Below are 18,937 nucleotides of genomic sequence, written 5' to 3'. Positions count from 1 at the left end.
CGAGGTCATCGATTCCGGGACTCTCGCCGCAAGGCGGGTCCCCGCCGACGGGAGCACAACCGTGACAACCGCTGTATCCGCAGCACCCCCAACTCCCACCCCCACCGCCGATCGCGTGCCACTGCGCAACCGGCTCGCCGTGGTCGCGGTGGCGGTCGCGACGTTCGCACTGGTCACCGTCGAGTCGCTGCCCGTGGGCCTGCTGCCCGCCATCGGCGGGTCACTCGAGGTCTCCGAAGGGGCGGCCGGGCTGATGGTGACCGTGCCCGGCCTCGTCGCCTCCGCCACCGCGCCGCTCCTCCCGGTGGTGATCCGGAACCGGGAGCGGCGGGTGGTCCTGCTCGCGCTGATCGTGCTGATGGTACTGGCCAACGCGCTGTCGGCGCTGGCCCCCGACTTCACCGTGCTGCTGGCTTCCCGGTTCCTGGTGGGGATCAGCATCGGCGGCTTCTGGGCGCTCGCCGCGGGCCTGGCGGTACGCCTGGTCCCGGCGGCATCGGTGCCCCGGGCCACCTCGGTCGTCTTCGGCGGCGCCACGGCGGCCAACGTGCTCGGGATACCCGCCGGAACCCTCATCGGGGACCTCGCGAACTGGCGCGTGGCGTTCGTGGTGGTGGGCGCACTCGGCCTGCTGGTACTCGCCGCCCTGTTCCTGCTGCTGCCCCCCATGCCCGCGACCCGGCCGGTACGGCTCCGCGCGTTGCCGCAAGCCTTCCGCAACCCCGTGGTACGAGCCGGTGTCATCGCCACGTTCCTCCTGGTGAGCGGCCACTTCGCCGCCTTCACCTTCGTCAGCCCGCTGGTGCGGTCCGTCTCCGGGATCGACGAGGCCGCGGTCGGGCCGCTGCTGCTCGGCTTCGGCGCGGCCGGAATCGCCGGCAACTTCCTGGCCGGCGCGGCGATGGAGCGCGACGCCCGCAAAACCGTCATCACCATCAGCGTGCTGCTCACCACCGTGCTGGCCGTCTTCCCCCTGGTCGGCCGCCACCCGGTGAGCGGGACGGTCCTGCTCCTCGTGTGGGGGCTGGCCTTCGGCGGCGTTCCGGTCAGCGTCCAGACGTGGATCCTCAAGTCCGCGCCGGAAGCGACCGAGGCGGCCACCGCCCTGAACACCTCCGTGTTCAACCTGGCGATCGCGCTGGGGGCGCTGACCGGGGGGATCGTCACCGACCACGTGGCCGCCAGCGGTGTCCTCGCGGTAGGCGCGGTGCTCACTCTCCTGACCACCGCGGCGGTGTGGCGCGTCCGGGGCCGCTGACGACCGCGACCGGTACCGGGCCCCGGTCCGCCGCCACCGGCAGGAGGGTCCCGGCGGGCAGCCGCCGGGGCCGCCCCGGACCCCTGCCGGAGGGCCGCCGGTGACAGCGCGGTTCGGGCATGCCGGCCCCCCTCCGCCGGGCGCCGCCCCGCGGACCCGGGCTCGAACCAAGAGAAATCAAGAGAAACCAAGAGAGACCAAGAGGAACCGAACGCTAGACCAGGCGTCGAGCCAGTGCAAGTGATCTTCCAGGGGACCGTCGCGGCGGGCCGGCGGCCGATCCACGGGCGCGCACCCCGGTGCGCCGGCCGTCGGCCCGGGCTCACGCCCGCCCGACCGGCTCCGGCCGCGCCGCCCCGGGCGGTCGCGCCCACTCCCGCGGGGCCCGGGCGGCGGGCCGAGAGGGCCGTCCGTCCGCACTCCGCGCCGTGGGCCGCCGTCCCTATCCGGTTGACATGGAGTGCGCTCCAATACCTAGCGTCATGGGCAGACGGTTCCGATTGCAGGAGGCAAACACCATGACCGACATCCCCACCCGGCACCTCGGCGAACTGGCGGTATCCGCACAGGGCCTGGGGTGCATGGGCATGAGCCACGCCTACGGTGCCGCGGACGACGCGGAGTCGATCGCGACGCTGCACCACGCCCTCGACCTCGGGGTCACCTTCTGGGACACCTCCGACTTCTACGGCAACGGGCACAACGAGGAGCTGATCGGGCGGGCCGTCGCGGGACGCCGCGACGAGGTCGTGCTGGCCACCAAGTTCGGCTTCGCCAACCGCCTGGGCGAGCCCACCCGGATCCGCGGCGACGCCGCCTATGTGCGGGAGGCCTGCGAGGCGTCGCTGCGCCGGCTCGGAGTCGACCACATCGACCTGTACTACCAGCACCGGGTGGACCCGCAGGTGCCCATCGAGGAGACCGTCGGGGCGATGGCGGAGCTGGTGCACGCCGGGAAGGTCCGCCACCTCGGGCTCTCGGAGGCCGGCGCGGCGACCATCCGGAGGGCGCACGCGGTGCACCCGATCGCGGCGCTGCAGAGCGAGTGGTCGCTGTGGACCCGCGACCTGGAGGCGGAGATCGCCCCGGTCTGCCGCGAGCTCGGCATCGGCCTGGTCCCGTTCTCCCCGCTCGGACGCGGCTTCCTGACCGGGCGGTACAGCTCGGTGGAGGGACTGGCGGAAACCGACATGCGGCGCAGTCAGCCGCGGTTCGCCGACGGCAACCTCGAACGGAACCTGGCGATCGTCGCGAAGCTGAACGAACTGGCGGCGGCGAAGGGCGTCACCGCCGGGCAGCTCGCGCTGGCGTGGGTGCAGCACCAGGGTGACGACGTGGTGCCCATCCCCGGCACCCGGCGGCAGCGGTACCTGGAGGAGAACCTCGCCGCCCTGACCGTCGGACTGTCCGCCGAGGAACTCGCCGCAATCGAGGCCGCCGCCCCGCCCGAGCAGGTCGCGGGCACCCGCTACGACGCGAACAGCCTGACCTTCGTCAACGGCTGACCCCGCGGCGGCGAGCCATGCCGTCCCGCCGGGCCGGGCACGCTGCCCGGCCCGCGGGTGCCGGGTGCCGGCACAGCCGCGCGCCCGGCACCGATAAAGCGGTTGCCCTCGCCGGGGACCGCCGACGATCATCGCCGGAACCGGGTGGACCGTGACGGGCAGGGGTCTGTGGTGACGATCGTGAAGGCTGACGGCTTCGATCCGGCGCGCCTGGAGGAGGCCGTCTCGGCGGCGGCGGAGGACCGGGGGTTCTCCGGGACGGTCCGCGTCACCCGGCACGGGGAGCCGGTGCTCACCCGCGCCTTCGGGATGGCGTCGCGGCGCTGGTCCGTACCGAACACCGGGGAGACCCGGTTCCGGGTCGCCTCGGTGGCCAAGACGTTCACCGCGGTGGCCGTCCTGCGGCTCGTGGAGCGGAAGCGGGTCCGCCTGGACGACGCGCTGCTGGGATTCGTGGCGGACCACATGCCCCGGCTCGACCCGCGGGTCACGGTCCGCCACGCCCTGACGATGACGTCCGGCATCGGCGACTGGTTCGAGGAGGGCGGTGGCGACCGGGAGGCCGAATGGGCCGCCCTGACCGCCGCCCACCCGCTGTACCTGCTGCGCGGCAACAAGGACTACCTGCCGCTGTTCGCCGGCAAGCGGCCCCACTTCGCCCCCGGTGAGCGCCACCTCTACAACGGCGCCGGGTACATCCTGCTGGGCCTGCTCATCGAGTCGGTGACCGGCCGCTCCTACGAGGAGGTCGTGGCCGACGAGGTCTTCGCCCGCGCCGGCATGAGCGGTGCCGGCTTCCCGGCGCTGGACGACCTGGGGCCCGGCATCGCCGAGGGGTACCTCGACACCGCCGACAGCCCCACCCCGTACCGCACCAACCACTACGCGACCACCCCCGGCGCCGCCGCCGACGGGGGAGCCACCTGCGCCGCCGCCGACCTGACGGCCTTCGCGTACGCCCTGCGCCACGGGCGGCTGCTGGCCGAGGAGACCACCCGCCTGGCGCTGAACCCGCAGGTCGAGGAGCGTCCCGGGAAGGTCCGCGGCTACCGGTGGAGGTACGGCTTCGGACTCACCCACATCCTCGACGACGAGGGCACCGTCGTCCGCTGGGGCCACACGGGAGAGGAGGACGGAGTCAGCGCCCGGCTCTACCACTATCCCCGGCAGGACCTGGACGTGGCCGTCCTCGGCAACGTCAGCCGGTGCGCCGGCGACATGGGGTGGGCGGTCCACGACGCCGTCGTCGGCACCTGAGGCCCTCGACCGGCGGCGTGCCGGTGAGCCCGGCAGATCGTGGAATCGACGGACACCCGCCACCGGACAGGACGGCCGACTCGGCGTGAGTCCTGGACATCAGCGCCTGCTCCAGGCGTGAATCCAGCTCATCAGAATCGATTTGCCCTCGGCTGCCGCATCGCGCAGCTGCTCCACCACTGCTTCCCGCTCGTCGTGAGAGGCACGGAGCTCTCCTGAGGGGACAGGGCGCGGAGCGGGCCCCGGAGGCCGGACAGTCATGGCCCCGAGGACAAGCAGCCGGCGGGCTGAGCGGACTGGGGACCGCGCATCCCGAACACCGCCTGGGGACGGGGGGATCGGCGAACGACCAGGGCAGGGGCCATGGAGGTCGTGCGGAGGTGGCTGGACGTCACCTGACCGATGCCGGCATCACCGTGGCGCCGCCTCCCGAGGCGGCGGAGCGAGCGGCCGTCGCCGAGCGGACCCCGCGCAACGAGCCGGGCGCGCGGAGCCCGCGGCCGACCTGGTCAGGCAGGGCGGCGGGTCTCACCCGGCGCGCCACGCCGGTTCCGGGCTTCGGTGATCACTGGGCCGCGTGCCGCGCAGCCGCTTGAACGCCACGCTCAGCGCGTAGGCGTTGGAGTAGCCGACCTTCCTTGCGACCGCGCCCACCGTATGGTCGGTCTCCCGCAGCAGGTCCGCGGCCAAGTCGATTCGCCAGCCCGCGAGGTAGGACATCGGCGGCTCGCCGACCAGCGCGGTGAACCGCCGGGCCAGCGCCGCCCGGGACACTCCCACCCGGGTCGCCAGGGCTGCCACCGTCCAGGGGTGGGCAGGCTTGTCGTGCAGCAGACGCAACGCGGCACCCACGACCGGGTCGTCCAATGCGCGGCACCAGGCCGGAGCACTCGCATCAGGGTTGTCGAACCAGTTGCGGAGCGCGGCGACCAGCATCAGGTCCAGTATTCGGTCCAGTACCAGTTGCTGTCCCGGTCGGTTTCCGGAGATCTCCTCGGCCAACGCCTCCACCGATGGGTAAGGGGCGCCCTCGGCAGGAACCACCAGTACGGCGGGCAGTGCCCGCAGCAGTCGTTCGCTGAGTTCTCCCCGGCGTTCGAACGCCCCGCTGAGCAGAACCGCCGCCCCTTCAGCCGGTGTTCCACAGGTTCGGGGGGACGCGGTGGTGTGCTCGATGCCCTTGGCCCCGGTGCAGTAGTCGGCACTGGTCACCACCAGCGCGGGGTTCGTCGTAGGGGCATCGGCCACCGTGTAGGGCGCGTCGCCGCGGACGACGGCGATGTCGCCGACGCCTATGGGTACCGGCTCGTGCTGGTCGGGAACGATCCAGGCACCGCCGCGCAACATCATCGCCAGTGTCAGCGGGGCGCCACTGGCCATCCGCAATGCCCAGGTCGGTCGCATGATGGTCTGCCGGAAGACGGCGCCCAGCGCCCGCACGCCTGCCAGCACCTCGGATACGGCGTCCACGGACTCAGTGTAGACGTCCAGACATCAAACAGAGACTTTCAGCAATCGCCCCTCTCGCCTGTGGCCGGTTGACTGGAGTCATGACTGAACAACCGATTCTGGTCACCGGGGCGACCGGCAAAACCGGTCGCCGTGTCGTCAGCCGACTGCGGGGCAGGGGACTGCCGGTGCGCGCGGCGGCACGGAACGCCGAGCACGTCTTCGACTGGACCGACGACAGCACCTGGGATACCGCTCTGGAGGGCGTGCGGTCCGTCTACATCGTGCAGTTGGACGGCACCAGGCTCGTCCGTCCGTTCGTCGAGCGGGCGGCGCGACACGGAGTACGGCGGATCGTGCTGGCCTCGGGGCGCGGGATCGACGACCCGGACTACGCGAAGGACAGCGGCGGTCTCCTGGAGGGCCTCATCGACAGCGAGGCCGCTGTGCGGGAGAGCGGTCTGGAGTGGACGATCAGCAGGCCGGGCTGGTTCGCGCAGAACTTCAGCGAGGGCTTCTTCGCCGACGCCATCCGCACGGGTGAGCTGCGGCTACCCGCCGGCGACGGGGCCGCCAGTTTCGTCGACGCCGAGGACATCGCCGCCGTGGTCGTCGCCGCGCTGACCGAAGACCGCCACGCGGGCCGGATCTACGAGCTGTCCGGACCCCGCGCGGTGACGACGGCCGAGGCGGTCGCCGCGATCTCCGGGGCCACCGGCCGCGCGATCCGCTACACGCCGCTCTCCGTCGAGGACTACCTCACGGAGCTCGTCCAGCAGGGCGTGGCGCCCGCGGACGCCGAAGCCTTCGCCGACATCCTCCGACCACTCAGAGAGGGGGTGGACGCGTACCTCTCCGACGGCGTGCAACGCGCCCTCGGCCGCCCGCCGCGGACCTTCGCGGAATTCGCCACCTCCACCGCTGCCGCGGGCGGTTGGTCACTCTGACCGTCTCGTGACGCGTGTGAAGCGGCCGTGAGCGCAGCCGCGGGCCGTCGCGGTACAGGTGCCGGGAGGAGCGGGTGCCGGCGATGGCCCGGCCGGTGGCGCGCTCGGCCGCCCACGGACCGGCCTCATCCGTTCCCACCGTGCCCGGGACAACGAAAGCGGCCGGCTCGGGCAACGATGTCCGACCGGAGTACCGAGCGGTGCGCCCGGTCACTTGCTGAGGACGTTCGCGGCGATGATGAACAGCCCGATCAGCATGTCCACGCAGCCGGTGCGCAGCGAAGCCGGCCAGGTGCGGCCGGCCACCCGGCTCGCCGCCAGCCCCCACCCCAGCAGTGCGGCGGTGTTGAAGCCCAGGGCGACGTACACCGCGACGGTCTCCGTGTACCAGCCGGCATACGACCCCAGCAGCAGGGCGACGGTGGGCGAGCTGGCGGCCACCAGCGGCCACTGGGCGAGGATCTGCGGGAGCGCCGCGCTCGCCCCGGGCGCGCCCGGGGTGGTCGTCCGGCGGGCGATGACGTGCGCGTAGCCGTGAGAGAAGGCGGCGCCGAGGGCCGCGATCAGCACCCACAGCGCGTCGTAGCCGGGGTCGTCCGGGCCGGTCGACTCGCTGAGCGCCGCCGTCAGGGTGCTGGCCAGCACCGAACCGTAGATGGCTCCGAACAGCAGCTGCTCGCGCGGAGCGCGCATCGGGTGACCGGGAGGCCCGGCGGGTGAGGGATACGGGTACGGGTGCGACATGCCGGTCACTCACACGTGGCTGGGGAGGCGGGGTGTGACGGTGAGTCGAGCGCGAAGTGGTGATCGGGAGCTGTGCTCCGATTCGTATCACATCGCCCGCGGCGGTCGGCGCATCACGGCGTCCGAAAGGCGCACCGGCCTTCCGGCGGGCCCGGCGGACCGGGTCGGGAGCCCCGGGCGGCACCGGGGCGCGCCCGGAACCGGCCCGCGGGCAGCGCCGCCCGGCGGCGGTGTGCCGGGTCCCGGCCGCCGCGGGAGCGGCCCCCGGAACGCGCCGACCCGGCCGCCGCCCGACGGCGTCCCGGCCGGCGGTCCGGCGCGGAGGGACCGCGACGGGACTCGGAGGCGCTTCCACCACCGGCCGCCGGCCGGACCGGCCGTCACTCCGTGTGGGTCGTGGTCTGGTGGGCCGCGTGGCGTACGTCGGGGCACGGGTGCCCGCGCAGCACCCGCAGCAGTTCCCGCCACTCCTCGGGCCAGCCGAGGTCCGGTCCGGCCGCGGTCACCAGCCCGGCCGAGAGCAGGCCGGTGGCGGTGCCGCCGTCCCGTGCCAGCCGGCCGGCGGTGGCCAGCAGCACCCCGGTGCGCTCCGGCATCCCGCCGAGCGCCCAGGAGGTGTGCCGCAGCCGGCCGGCGGTCTGCACCGCGACGGCCACTCCGGCACCCCGCAGGGCGTCCGCGAGATCCCACAGACGCCCGGGGAGAGCGGCCGGCTCCGCCGTGCGGTGGACCAGCCGGCGCAGCAGGTCGGCCCGTTCGGGCGCCAGCAGCGGCTCCGGCGCCAGCTGCCGCGCGATCGCCTCCAGCACCTCCGGCCGCTCGGGTCCGTCGGAGCCCGGCGACACCAGGGTGCGCAGCCGTTGCAGCGCCGGCAGGTCACGGTCCGGCAGCGCGTCGCAGGCCCCCTCCGGGCCGTGCGCCGCGGCCAGCAGCCCGGCCACCGCACCGTGGAACGCACTGCCCGGCGCCGCCCCGCCCACGGGGTGCGGGAGGTCGGACACGGCCAGGTCCCGCAGCGCCCACGCCGCGTAACTCCAGTGCCGGCGGGTGCCCAGCTCGCAGACGGTCCGGGAGAGCCGGTCGGCCAGCGCCGGGTCGTGGCCGGCCCACACCCCCACGGCCCGCAGGACGCCGTAGGCGGCGAAGCCCTCGACCGACGCCAGGCAGGCGTCGTAGGCCGCGCCGACCACGGCGGCGTACCCGGCGCGGTGCGCCCCGGCCAGCTCCCAGGGGGTGACCCGCAGCAGGGCCTCGAGCACCGGCGGGGCGTCGTCGCGCGCGGCGTCCGCCAGCAGTGGCCAGGCCTCCGGCACGCCGAGCAGCGGCGGCAGGGCCCGGACCACCGCGGACCGCACGTCCGGATGGCGGGCGGGGGAGTGGAACACCCGGGCCAGCAGGGTCACCGCCGGCCGCGGCGGCAGGAAGCGGGCCGCCAGCCGTACGGCCTCCTTGCGGGAACTCACCGTCGCCGCCGGTTCCCCGGTGAGCAGCGCACCCAGCACCGATCGGAGTTCGGTGGGGGCGGTGTGACGCGCCGCGCGCGCCGCCGCGTACACCGCGACCCGGGCGCGGTCGCCGCCGGCCTGTGCCAGCAGCACCGGCAGGGCCTCCTGCGGCCGGTCGGTCCAGGGCAGCGCGCCGAGCGCCGCCTCGGCCACCACCACCTCCGCGTCGTCCAGGTGCTTCATCGCCAGCGCGTGTCCCAGCCGCGGGATCCGCGCGGCGGCCCGGATCGCGGCGGCCCGGTCGTCGAGCGGCAGCGCGCCGTCGGCGGCCACTTCCCCGGCGAGCCGTGCCGCCGCCCGCTGCTGACGGGGCGACCAGCGGTCGCTGTCGCGGAGGTCGGGCAGCGGGCGCCGGCCCCGTGGATCAGGAACCGGCCGTACGGCGGGGCGTCGCCGAGCAGCGCGTCCAGCAGGTCCGTGCGCCGCCGGGCCAGCAGGCGCCGCACCGGTGGGAGGACGACCGCCGACGGTTCGAGCCCGACGATCCGGGCCACCCGTTCGTCGCGGGTGGCCGGCGCGGCCAGCCACAGTTCCGCGGCCGCCGCGAACGTCGCGTCGTCACCCCGTTCCAGCGCCGTGGTCAGCATGTCCTGGAGCTGCGGCAGCAGCCGCGCCCGTGGCCCCAGCGCGCCGGCCAGGCCCAGCAGCAGCCGGAAGTCGGCCCGCGCGGCGGCGGCCTCCAGCCAGGGGCGCAGCGTCTCGAACACCTGCCGCTCCTGGCCCCGGCGCAGCACCCGGTGCAGCGGGCCGAAGTCGGGCACCCCGGCCCGGCCCACGATCCGCTCCAGGGCGCGCAGCGCCCAGGACCGCAGGGCCGGGTCGTCGTCGGTGGCGTGCCCGGCCAGTATCCGCGCGGCCAGGGTCCGCACCGCCGCCCGGCTGCCGGCCGAACAGTCCCGAGCCGCCAGGGCGTCGGTGACGATCCGGTCCAGCCGCGCGGCGTCCTCGGGCAGGAACATCCTCGGCGCCACCCCGGCGAGCGCGCCGAGCGCGGCGGCCCGCACCGGGTCCCGTTCGTTGCGCAACCGGCCCATCGCGGTCAGCAGTCCGACGGTGGCCTGCCGGCCGCCGTCCCGGGCCGCACATGCCACCAGCATCGGCCAGGCGGTGGCCCGGTCGTCGGCCTCCGGCCGCCGGACCGCGGCGAGCAGCGCGGCCTGCGCCTCCTCGAAGGGACCGTGCGCCAGGGTGTCCAGGTCATCCGACCAGCACCAGGCTTCGCCGGTGAACTCGGCCGCCGCCCGCCGCACTTCCGCCCAGCGGCGTTCACGGGGCAGCAGCTCCAGGACGGACAGGGCCGCGTCCCCGCGCGTCCCGCCGGACGTCACCGCGTCGAGGAAGCCGGGGCGGCGGGCGGGCGGCAGGGCCTTCAGCAGCGCGGCGAAGTGGGCGCCGCGGCGCAGCCAGTGGCGGCCCAGCGCGGGCAGCGAGGCGGGGTCGGCCCGCACCAGCCGGCGCAGCACCCCCGGTGGCGGCACCGGCTCGTGGCGCTGCTCCTGACGGTCGGGGGAGGTGAGCCAGCCGATCACCCGGTCGGCGTCCGCGCCGACCAGCGGGCCGAGTCCGGCGCTCAGCGCGGGTGGCAGGCTGCCGGGCCCGTACCGCTCCAGCAGGGTCAGCACCCCTTCGGGGCGCAGTGGCGCGAGCGCGGCGACCGTGGTGGCGTGCAGGCGCCACCACTCGTCGCGCTGCCGGCCGCCGGCCCGCTCGGCCAGCGCGGTTCCGGCATGGTCCAGCACCGGGCCGGGATGCCGGCGGGCGAGCCGGGTCCAGCCGTGGACGGCGTGTGCCAGGCCGGGCAGGTGCCGTGCCACGAAGGGGGTGGAGCAGGCGGGCAGCAGTCGCGCGGCCTCACCGTCGCCCCACTCCGCGCGCAGCCGTGCCACCAGACGCTCGGCGAGCGCGGTACGGCCGCCGGAGCCGAGCAGGCGCGCCAGGCGGTGCCGCAGCGCGGCGGGCGCGTCGAGGTAGGCCGCGGCCACCGCTTCGTCCGGCACCGGCAGCACCAGGGCGGCGCGCACGGCGTATCCGGCGACGACCGGGTCGGGGTCGGCCAGCCGGCGGGCGAGGAACCCGGTGTCGCGTCCGGCGGTCGCCGCCAGCGCCGCGAGCCGCCGCTCGTACGGCCCGCGTACGTCCAGGTCGGTGAGCACCGCGCCGAGGCGTCCCTCGTCGGCGAGCCGGCGGGCGGTCCGTGCGACGAGGGAGAGGCGGGCGGGGAACGGCAGTGGTTCGAGCGCGGAGAGCACCTGCTCCGCAGTGGTCGGCATGGGCCGATTCTGCCGTGCGGTGTCCCGCCCGCGGAACGGGATTTCCGCCGCCCGCGCGGCGCCCCGGCGCCGGCCCAGCGAGCAGCCCCGGTGACGTTCCGCGGGCGGCCCCGGTCCCGGTCCGGCGGGGAGGAGGGTGACGCGGCGGGGTGGTGGGAGGCGGCGGCCATGTGTAATCCTGCGAGAACAGCCAGCCTGGTCTGGTGGGAGACCCCGCGCCGTCCTCACAGGTCACCGTAGTGGCCGGGGCACGGTACGGGTTGTCGTACTCGGCTGTGCGTGGCCCCACGCCGCGCGCTTGACGTCCCCCTTCCCCCGGGGGGCGTGATGGGCTCGACCTCGGATCGAGGCGCGATACCATGAACGACTTCACCGTCACCGTCGAACAGCATCCCGACCGGAGCCTGGTCGCCGTGGCCGGCGAACTCGACCTGCAGACCTCCCCGCGCCTCCAGGACGCGGTGCTCGCCGCTCCGCTCGGGGGCCAGACGCTGCACCTGGACCTCGCCGAGGTGTCCTTCATGGACTCCACCGGCCTGAACCTGCTGCTGCGCCTGCGGCGACGGCTCCGCACCGAGGACGGGCGTCTGCGGATTTCGGGCCTGCAGGACCAGCCGGCCCGCCTGCTGCATCTGACCGGGACCTACGAGCTGCTGACCGCCGACGACGCGGACCCCTCCGACGGCTCGCGCCGGGCGTCGGCCCGCGTCTGAGCCGGGCTCAGGGATACGGCGGACCCCCGGCGCCGGCCGGGCGGGCGGCGCGGCACCGCCGGACCCGGCCGGTCACAGCCTGACCAGCACGCCCCGCCAGGACCACCCGGCACCGAGGACCGCATCCCGCAAGGGGTCCTTCATCTCCGCGGTGTCGAAGCGGAACTCCTCCGTCATCCGCAGGCGGCCACCGGCCCCCCGCTCGATCCTCCAGTCCCGGGAGACCGTGGTCACCTGCCCCCGGGAGTACTCGCGCGCCGGCACCGGCGTGCCCCCGACCCAGGTGATCTCCCGCTGCTCGTCGAGGGCCCGGACCTCGTGGGCCGCCGGGATCAGGCGCATCCGGACCGTGACACTCCGGCGCAGCTGGATCCGGAAGAAGTAGGCGTGCCAGGCGGGCTCCCGGATACGCAGTTCCGCCACCAGATCGGCGCCCTCGGCAGGGCCGGCGTCGCGCACGACGTACGGCACCTCCGGCCCGTTGAGCGCGAGCAGCGCCGCCCGCACGTCCGCGGCCGGACGCGGTACGACGCCGGTGCCGGGATGCCGGGTACCGGTCAGCCTGTCGAAGAGACCCATCGGGCCAATCTAGGGACAGGCCCCCGAACTGCCAAGTCCCGCCTTCGTCAGCCGGGCGACGACGCCGTTGACCCGACGGGTCGGCCCTGCCGTGGGTGCACCCGGCAGTTGGTGTGGAGATATCGGGCCCTGCCGTCGGTGAACTCGTAGATCGCGACCGTCTGGGTGTCCTCCGACGGATCCGCGGGCGGCATCAGGAAATGCGTCTCGCTCACCGGAAGCAGCTCGTATCCGATGCGGTCCGGCTTCCGGAGGAACGCCGCCTGCACCGGATCGAGAACCAGGGTCAGGTACAGTCTGCCGCTCTCGGCTGTCACCTCGTACCGGGCGCCGGGGCGGCCGTAGACGCCTTCGTACCGGGACAGGTCGAGGCGCAGGGCCGGGTCCGGCGCGGGCGGGCCGGGGATGGTGGCCGTGCCGAGATCGGTCAGGATCTCGTTGAACACCCTGCGGTAGAAGCTCTCCCGCGGTCCGCCGTTGGTCAGCATCACCACGGCGGTTCCCGAATCCGGCAGCAGCCGCAGCCGGGCGCTCTGGCCGATGGTGCTGCCGTCGGTCGCGTAGACGGTTTCGCCGTGCCAGTCGCACACGATGAGACCGAGCGCCCAGGCCGGTCCGAACATATGGGGGTCCGGGACGGGGACCCGCGAACGCAGCATCTCCCGGACCGCCTTCGCCGAGACGATGCGCCTACCGGTGCACGTCATCCCGTCGTTGAGGAGGACGTGCGCCATGGCGAGCACCTCCCGGGAGGTCGAGGTGATGTTTCCGCCGGGGCCGAACGCGCGTGGCAGGTACGGCACCGGGGTGACGATGGGGCCCTCGTCCGGCGAACGGATCAGGTGTCCGGTCGCGGCCCGGGCCTCGTCCACCTGCTCGTGCCGGCTGGTGGTGCGGGTCAGGCCCATGGGTTCGAAGAGGCGCCGTCGCATGATGTCGTCCCAGCGTGCGCCGTCGTGCACCTCCAGGATCCGCGCGAGGATCGCGTAACCCAGCGCCGCGCTGTAACCATGGGTGTGCCCCGGTGGAAAGACCTGGGGCGCGTCGGCGATGTTCCGCACCATGCGCGCGTAGACGTCGTCGCCTTCGCCGGGATCGCCATAGGCTTCCTCGATACCGCTGGTGTGCTGCAGCAGTTGGCGAGGGGTGACTTCCGCGCCGGCCCGGGGATCGGCCACCGCGAATCCGGGCAGATGGGTCCGCACCGGTTCGTCGAGGTCGACCTTCCCCTCGTCGACGAGTTGCATGAAGGCCAGCGCGGTCCACGTCTTGGTCATGGAGCCGCATTGGTAGACGGTGTCCGTGGTCGCGGGCTCCCTGGTCTCCACGTTCCTGACGCCGACCGCGAGTTCGGTGACTTCCCCGTCGTGGAGCACGCCGATCGCGGCGCTCGGGATCGCGTACTCCGCCAGGAGTCCGGCGACCCGGGCCTGCATTCGCGGTACGTCGAGTGTCATCGGGGGAGACCGACCGCGTTCGCGGCGTCCGCTTCGCAGTACTCCGTCGTGGCGTAGGGGCCGGTGTACGCCTCGAAGAAGTCCCGGACCCCATCGACGGAGTCGTGGGTGATGACGTTCACCGCCTTGGTCCCGTCCTCGCTCGCCACCGCCAGCTTCCATGCGGCGCCGGCGGGGAGTTCGGCATGCGCCCTCTTCAGTCCGCTCCAGAACCTGCCGTCATCCGAGACCGTCGACACGGCCATCACGTACACCATGGGGTCCTCCCTTTCCAGGTGAGGAAAAGCTACGTTGCGTTTCAGCGAGCGTCAATTGAATTCGCTCCCAAATAGCCTGGAAATACGGCATCGTTGCAATGTGGATGTGAATAAATGCAACGTCGTCTCTTCAGTCGTTGCAATGTAATGTTGCTGAACGCGCAAGGAGAGGAGCCGCATCGGTGCCAGGGGGCAGGCTGACCCACGGGGACCGCCGGCGGATCGCGGCGTGGCTGGCCGAAGGGCTCGGGTACGCGGAGATCGGCCGGCGGCTCGGCCGGCCGACGTCCACGATCAGTCGCGAGGTCGCACGCAACGGCACCACCGGTGACTACGCCGCCGACCACGCGCAGCGGGTCTCCGGCGACCGCGCGCGCAGACGCAGGCCGGCCCGGCCCGCCGAGCCGCCGACCGCCGAGCAGCCCACCGAGGTGGTGCGCGGCTTCGTGGACCGGTTCGCGACGCTGCTGGCCGCGACGGGCCTGCCCAGGATGACCTCCCGGGTGTTCGTCTGCCTGCTCACCGCGGACGCCGGCGGCCTGACCGCGGCCGACCTGGTGCGTCGGCTGCGGGTCAGTCCGGCGTCGGTGTCCAAGTCCATCGGCTACCTCGAAGCGATGGAAGTGGTGGTGCGCCGACCGGATCCCGGCGGGCGCCGGGAGCGGTACGTCGTCGACGACGCCGCCTGGCTCCGGGCGTGGCAGGCCGACACCGGCGCACACGCCAGGATCGCAGCCGCCGCACGGCGGGGCGTCGAGATCTTCGGTGCCGGCACGACCGCCGGCACCCGGCTGGGCGCGATGGGGGAGTTCTTCACCTGGCTCAGCGAGCAGATGAGCGGCAGCAGCCTCACCGCGTCCGCCGTGTACGACGCGCTGACCGTGCTCGCCGCCCTCGTGCACGCCGGCCGGCCGCTCACCCTGGGGGCGCTGGCCGGCGCGCTCGACTGGCCCGAAGACCGTGTCACCGCCGCCCTGGACGCGATCCGACGGCAACCCGCCATCGCCGATCCCCTCGCCCTGAGGACCGTCGGACCCCGGACGTACACCCTCACCACGAGGTCGGACCGCCTCAGTCAGGCGCAGCGCGAAGCGCTCCACCGGTGACGTCGCGCCAGGCCCGTGACAACCCTGCGAACCAGGCCCGTGGCAACCCCGCGAACCGGGTGAAGAGGGAACCCGGCCCGTGCGGGGGCGGGGGCCGCGTGGGATCTCCCGGCGATCGCGGGCCGCGTCGAGAACTGCGCGCGGATCCGGCCGACCGCCGGGCGGCTCGCTTCACGACGGGTGCGGCTGGTCCGCCGGGGGGCCGGAGGCCGTGTCGGGTGCCCGCCCGGCTTCCCGCTCGGCCAGTTCCGCCCGGCGGATGCGTACGTGGTCGCGCACGGTGGAGTAGGAGGCCAGGGTGAAGCCGTGTTCCGTCGCGAGACGTTCGAGAATCCTGCGGACGGTGTGACGTTGCGCGGCCGGTCCGCGCAGGTCCTCCAGCAGCATCCGGTCGATCGCCGCCCGGACCGGTGTGAGCACGCTCTGCCTCCGCCTCGGTTCCGGGGCGGGCAGCGTGAGGGACAGTGCCTCGGCGACCGTGGACCGGGAGACCCGGTGACGGCTGGCGAGCACCTGGACCGCCAGGTGCGGATTGCTGCGGTGGTCCTGCCGTATCCGGTCGAGGACCCACTCCCGTGATCGGTACACGCGAGACTCCAGTGAACGGCTCGGTGCGGACGAGGGTGCCGTGCTGCCGGTCGGTCAGCACCGTGTCCCGGGGCGCCGGGTCGCGCCCTCGTCCCTGGGCCCCGCGCCGTGCGGTACTTCCTCCGGGACACCCCGGGTGAGCGGGGTGTGGGTGGGGATGGTGAGGAGTCGGCCGCCGGAGCGTAAGGCGTCGAGGAGGGTTCTGGCAGCGGCGGTGGATTCGTCGAACGCGGTACGGTGCACCGCGCTCTGATGGACCGTCGACACGGGTTGCTCCTGAATTCGGTCTGCGGGTGGTACGGGGGTGCGGGGTGAGGGCGGGCGGCGGCCGGGTGGGACTCCGTCAGCGCGGGGTCGCGGCCGCGTCGACGTGGACGCCCCGCCTGGTAGGGGGTGGGCTCGCGGAGGAGGAGGCACGGTCTCCGCGCCGTCCTTCGGCCGGGTGTTGCGGCGCGGCGCTATGCCGACGCACTGCGTGGCCCCGGGCACCGGCGCGACACGGCTGTCGAACGCACCGCGCGGCGTGTTGCTCTCGGACACAACCCCTCCCGTGATTTAGGCAAGGCTAACCTAATGAGGCCCTTGTTGCCCAGGGTGACCTCTCGTCACCTGATGCCAAGTCGCACACCGCATGCCTCCCGCGGGCCCGCTCGTGGTGGACGCCTTGCTTCAGTTAGGTAAGCCTTGCCTAATTAACTATGGTGAGTCGGAGTCAGGCCGGCTCCCGCCTCCGGCGTACGGGGCCGGCGACTTCCCGCCGCACGAGAGTGAGCAGCCGATGACCACGGCGATATCCCGCACCGGACCGCGCCCCGCGCACGCCACCGGACCGCGCCCCGTGCATGCCACCGGCGTGCGAACCGCCACGGCAGGGGACGCGGTGGCGCTGCACCGGCTGTCCGGCGCCTTCGTCCGGACGGGTGCGCTCCGCGAGCGGCCGCTGGAGCAGTACGCCCGCGACGCGGGCGACTTCCTGGTCGCCGAGTCCGCGGCGGGCGGCATCGTGGGCTGTGTGGCGCTGGAGTGCCACCTCGGTCCGGAGGAGCCGGGCGCCGGCCGTCCCGCGGTCGTCTACAACTTCTGTGTGGCACCGGCCAGTCAGGGGCTGGGCGTCGGCTCGGCCCTGCTCACCGCGGCACTCGCCACGGCGGTGGCGTACTCGGTCACGACGGTCTTCACCGCCACCGCCGGCGGCGGCGCGCTGTTCCTGCGGCACGGATTCACTCCGGGCGACGGCAGGGGCGCGCCCGCCGCCTGGCTCGCCGCGCTCGACCCGCGCCGCGGCTCACGGGTGCTGAGCCGGTCGCCGGCCCGGCGGGAATGAGGGGGACGCCGGACTCGGCGGCGGCGTGCGGGGCGGGCGCGCGAACGGTCCGTCCGTCCCGGTCTCCGGGGCGCCGCCGTGCCGGGTCGCCGCGGCGCCGCAGCGACCCGGCACGGGCGCGCCGCGGTCGAGGAGGCCGGCCGGCGGGTGCCGGGGTGTACGGGGTGTGACGGGGCCGCCCGGGGCGGCCCGGAGTGGAGGTGTCAGGACCGCGCCACCAGACTTGCCGGGCGCATGTCGGTCCAGTGCTCCTCGACGTAGGCCAGGCAGCCCTCCCGGGAGTCCTCGCCGTGCACCGCCGTCCAGCCCGCCGGCACCTCGGCGAAGGCCGGCCAGAGCGAGTGCTGGTTCTCGTGGTTGACCAGAACGAGGTACCGGGCGTCGTCGTCTTCGAACGGATTGGTGCGGTTCACGGTGCTGCTCCTCGGGTGAAGTGGGTGCGGGTGGTCGGGTGTTCCGGTGGGGGCCGGGGCGCGCCGGGGTCGGCCGGGCCCTCGCGCGCGGGAGTGCGGCCGGTGGGGCCGTCCGCCGCGCGGCCGGCCGCGGCTTCGGTGGCGCCACCCCGGCCGCCGGGCCCGGGTGCCGGCGCGGCACGCGGGTTCCCCCGGCGCCGCGGCCCGGCCGGCCGGGGACGCTCATGATCAGGTAAGGCGTGCCTCATATGTTGTGGGCGGGTCCGTGGTGTCAAGCGCGCCGGACCTCCGGGCGTCCTCGACCGGGCTGCTCGCTGACGCGTCATCAGGCGTGTCGTGTCGGTCGAGGATCGACGGTAGGGCGGCCAGCAGCGCCGCCACCTCCTCCTCCCCGATGTTCAGCGCGGGTGCCAGTCTGATCGTGGTCGGACTCACCGCGTTCACCAGGAAGCCGGCCCGCTGCGCCGAGGCGTGCACCCGGGCCGCCACCGGCTCGGTCAGCACCACGCCGACCAGCAGCCCCGCGCCGCGCACCCGGTCCACCAGCGGGTGTCTCAGACCCTCGATCCCGTCACGCAGAGCCGTGCCGACCCGCCGGACCCGGGCGAGCAGGCCCTCCGCCTCGATCGTGGACAGCACCGCGAGCCCCGCGGCGCAGGCGACCGGATTCCCTCCGAACGTCGAGCCGTGCAGGCCGGGTGTCATCAGCTCCGCCGCCGGTCCGAAAGCCAGCGCCGCGCCGATCGGCAGACCGCCGCCCAGGCCCTTCGCCAGCGTCACCACGTCCGGTTCCACCCCCGGCGCCGCCTGGTGGGCGAACCAGTGCCCGGTGCGGCCGACCCCGGTCTGCACCTCGTCGAGCACCAGCAGGGCCCCGGCTTCGCGGGTCACCGTACGCGCCGCGCGGAGGTACCCGTCGGGGGCGGGGACCACCCCGCCCTCACCCAGGACCGGTTCGAGGAACACGGCGGCCGTCCGGTCGTCGACCGCCGCGCGCAGCGCCGCGGTGTCACCGAAGGGCACATGGACGACCTCGGACGGCAGCGGCAGGAACGGGTCGCGCTTCGCGGCCTGCCCGGTGAGTGCCAACGCCCCCATGGTCCGTCCGTGGAACGCACCTTCGGCGGCCACCATCCTGGTCCGCCCGGTGAGCCGGGCGATCTTGAAGGCCGCCTCCACCGCCTCCGTCCCGGAGTTGGCGAAGAACACCCGCCCCGGACGGCCCGCGAGGCGCAGCAGGCGCTCCGCCAGGGCGACCGGCGGCCCGGTCAGGTACAGGTTGGAGGCGTGGGCGAGCCGGCCCGTCTGCCGGGTGACCGCCTTGACCACCGCCGGATGGGCGTGGCCCAGCACGTTCACCGCGATACCGCCGGTGAAGTCCAGGTAGGCCCGGCCCGCCGTGTCCCACACGGTGCTGCCCGCTCCCCGGTCCAGGGCGAGCACGGGGGTGCCGTAGGTGTCCATGAGCGCGCCCCGCCAGCGCTCGGCCAGGCCGGTGTCCGCGGCCCCGGCCGGTGCCGGGCCGGCTCCGCCCCCGGCGGGGCCGGAGCCGGCCGGGCGGGCGG

18 protein-coding genes are annotated in these 18,937 nt (G+C 74.3%); 7 read left to right on the top strand and 11 right to left on the bottom strand.

What is annotated here, in order from left to right; genetic code table 11:
* Positions 1 to 115: 115 nt before the first annotated feature.
* The 3 genes from ACH4B3_RS22550 to ACH4B3_RS22540 all read left to right on the top strand — a co-directional run bounded on the left by ACH4B3_RS22550 (position 116) and on the right by ACH4B3_RS22540 (position 4,020).
* The gene (locus ACH4B3_RS22550) at positions 116 to 1,258 is read left to right on the top strand and encodes an MFS transporter (RefSeq protein ID WP_398465304.1); all 1,143 of its coding nucleotides are present in this window, start codon (positions 116 to 118) and stop codon (positions 1,256 to 1,258) included.
* 518 nt (positions 1,259 to 1,776) lie between these two features.
* Positions 1,777 to 2,763: an aldo/keto reductase gene (locus ACH4B3_RS22545; RefSeq protein ID WP_398465302.1), complete on the top strand. Its 987-nt coding sequence runs from the start codon at positions 1,777 to 1,779 to the stop codon at positions 2,761 to 2,763.
* Between the two features lie 57 nt (positions 2,764 to 2,820).
* Positions 2,821 to 4,020 carry a serine hydrolase domain-containing protein gene (locus ACH4B3_RS22540; RefSeq protein WP_398465300.1) on the top strand — a complete coding sequence of 400 codons (1,200 nt, stop codon included), beginning with the start codon at positions 2,821 to 2,823 and terminating at the stop codon, positions 4,018 to 4,020.
* A gap of 528 nt (positions 4,021 to 4,548) precedes the next feature.
* Here the strand turns inward: ACH4B3_RS22540 and ACH4B3_RS22535 are convergent.
* Complete coding sequence (locus ACH4B3_RS22535) at positions 4,549 to 5,490, bottom strand: AraC family transcriptional regulator (protein ID WP_398465298.1); 942 nt, start codon at positions 5,488 to 5,490, stop codon at positions 4,549 to 4,551.
* An 80-nt stretch (positions 5,491 to 5,570) separates the two neighbouring features.
* On the opposite strand from ACH4B3_RS22535, the gene ACH4B3_RS22530 reads away from it, so the two are divergent.
* Complete coding sequence (locus ACH4B3_RS22530) at positions 5,571 to 6,416, top strand: NAD(P)H-binding protein (protein ID WP_398465296.1); 846 nt, start codon at positions 5,571 to 5,573, stop codon at positions 6,414 to 6,416.
* 210 nt (positions 6,417 to 6,626) lie between these two features.
* Here the strand turns inward: ACH4B3_RS22530 and ACH4B3_RS22525 are convergent, their stop codons facing one another.
* The 3 genes from ACH4B3_RS22525 to ACH4B3_RS22515 all read right to left on the bottom strand — a co-directional run bounded on the left by ACH4B3_RS22525 (position 6,627) and on the right by ACH4B3_RS22515 (position 10,935).
* The gene (locus ACH4B3_RS22525; protein WP_398465294.1) at positions 6,627 to 7,109 is read right to left on the bottom strand and encodes a hypothetical protein; all 483 of its coding nucleotides are present in this window, start codon (positions 7,107 to 7,109) and stop codon (positions 6,627 to 6,629) included.
* A 431-nt stretch (positions 7,110 to 7,540) separates the two neighbouring features.
* Positions 7,541 to 8,938, bottom strand: a complete 1,398-nt coding sequence (locus tag ACH4B3_RS22520) for a hypothetical protein (protein ID WP_398465292.1) — start codon at positions 8,936 to 8,938, stop codon at positions 7,541 to 7,543.
* Positions 8,845 to 10,935, bottom strand: a complete 2,091-nt coding sequence (locus ACH4B3_RS22515) for a hypothetical protein (protein WP_398465290.1) — start codon at positions 10,933 to 10,935, stop codon at positions 8,845 to 8,847. Before ACH4B3_RS22515 ends, ACH4B3_RS22520 begins: the two co-directional genes overlap by 94 nt.
* Before the next feature lie 359 nt (positions 10,936 to 11,294).
* On the opposite strand from ACH4B3_RS22515, the gene ACH4B3_RS22510 reads away from it, so the two are divergent.
* Complete coding sequence (locus tag ACH4B3_RS22510; protein WP_398465288.1) at positions 11,295 to 11,648, top strand: STAS domain-containing protein; 354 nt, start codon at positions 11,295 to 11,297, stop codon at positions 11,646 to 11,648.
* A gap of 72 nt (positions 11,649 to 11,720) precedes the next feature.
* On the opposite strand, the gene ACH4B3_RS22505 is transcribed toward ACH4B3_RS22510, so the two are convergent.
* Genes ACH4B3_RS22505 through ACH4B3_RS22495 form a run of 3 tightly spaced genes read right to left on the bottom strand, consistent with a single transcriptional unit; the run spans position 11,721 to position 13,941 of the window.
* The gene (locus ACH4B3_RS22505) at positions 11,721 to 12,227 is read right to left on the bottom strand and encodes a hypothetical protein (protein ID WP_398465286.1); all 507 of its coding nucleotides are present in this window, start codon (positions 12,225 to 12,227) and stop codon (positions 11,721 to 11,723) included.
* Between the two features lie 47 nt (positions 12,228 to 12,274).
* Positions 12,275 to 13,684 (bottom strand): serine hydrolase domain-containing protein, encoded by a 1,410-nt coding sequence (locus ACH4B3_RS22500; protein WP_398465284.1) that lies wholly within the window; start codon positions 13,682 to 13,684, stop codon positions 12,275 to 12,277.
* The gene (locus tag ACH4B3_RS22495) at positions 13,681 to 13,941 is read right to left on the bottom strand and encodes a hypothetical protein (protein WP_398465283.1); all 261 of its coding nucleotides are present in this window, start codon (positions 13,939 to 13,941) and stop codon (positions 13,681 to 13,683) included. The genes ACH4B3_RS22500 and ACH4B3_RS22495 overlap by 4 nt, the downstream gene beginning before the upstream one ends.
* 182 nt (positions 13,942 to 14,123) lie before the next feature.
* On the opposite strand from ACH4B3_RS22495, the gene ACH4B3_RS22490 reads away from it, so the two are divergent.
* Positions 14,124 to 15,047: a MarR family transcriptional regulator gene (locus ACH4B3_RS22490; protein ID WP_398465281.1), complete on the top strand. Its 924-nt coding sequence runs from the start codon at positions 14,124 to 14,126 to the stop codon at positions 15,045 to 15,047.
* A 171-nt stretch (positions 15,048 to 15,218) separates the two neighbouring features.
* Here the strand turns inward: ACH4B3_RS22490 and ACH4B3_RS22485 are convergent, their stop codons facing one another.
* Complete coding sequence (locus tag ACH4B3_RS22485; protein ID WP_398465279.1) at positions 15,219 to 15,635, bottom strand: hypothetical protein; 417 nt, start codon at positions 15,633 to 15,635, stop codon at positions 15,219 to 15,221.
* A gap of 54 nt (positions 15,636 to 15,689) precedes the next feature.
* A complete protein-coding gene (locus ACH4B3_RS22480) occupies positions 15,690 to 15,902 on the bottom strand; it encodes a hypothetical protein (protein WP_398465277.1) in 213 nt (70 codons plus the stop codon).
* A 586-nt stretch (positions 15,903 to 16,488) separates the two neighbouring features.
* Between ACH4B3_RS22480 and ACH4B3_RS22475 the strand changes: the two genes are divergently transcribed.
* A complete protein-coding gene (locus ACH4B3_RS22475) occupies positions 16,489 to 16,959 on the top strand; it encodes a GNAT family N-acetyltransferase (RefSeq protein ID WP_398465275.1) in 471 nt (156 codons plus the stop codon).
* Between the two features lie 203 nt (positions 16,960 to 17,162).
* On the opposite strand, the gene ACH4B3_RS22470 is transcribed toward ACH4B3_RS22475, so the two are convergent.
* Together ACH4B3_RS22470 and ACH4B3_RS22465 are read right to left on the bottom strand one after the other, a co-directional pair.
* Positions 17,163 to 17,372, bottom strand: coding sequence for an MbtH family protein (locus tag ACH4B3_RS22470; protein WP_398465273.1), 210 nt, complete (start codon positions 17,370 to 17,372; stop codon positions 17,163 to 17,165).
* Between the two features lie 228 nt (positions 17,373 to 17,600).
* Positions 17,601 to 18,836, bottom strand: coding sequence for an acetylornithine transaminase (locus ACH4B3_RS22465; RefSeq protein ID WP_398465389.1), 1,236 nt, complete (start codon positions 18,834 to 18,836; stop codon positions 17,601 to 17,603).
* Positions 18,837 to 18,937 lie beyond the last annotated feature (101 nt).

Source organism: Streptomyces sp. NPDC018031 (assembly GCF_044327625.1).
GTDB lineage: Bacteria > Actinomycetota > Actinomycetes > Streptomycetales > Streptomycetaceae > Streptomyces.
This window is presented reverse-complemented; position numbering and strand designations above follow the sequence as displayed.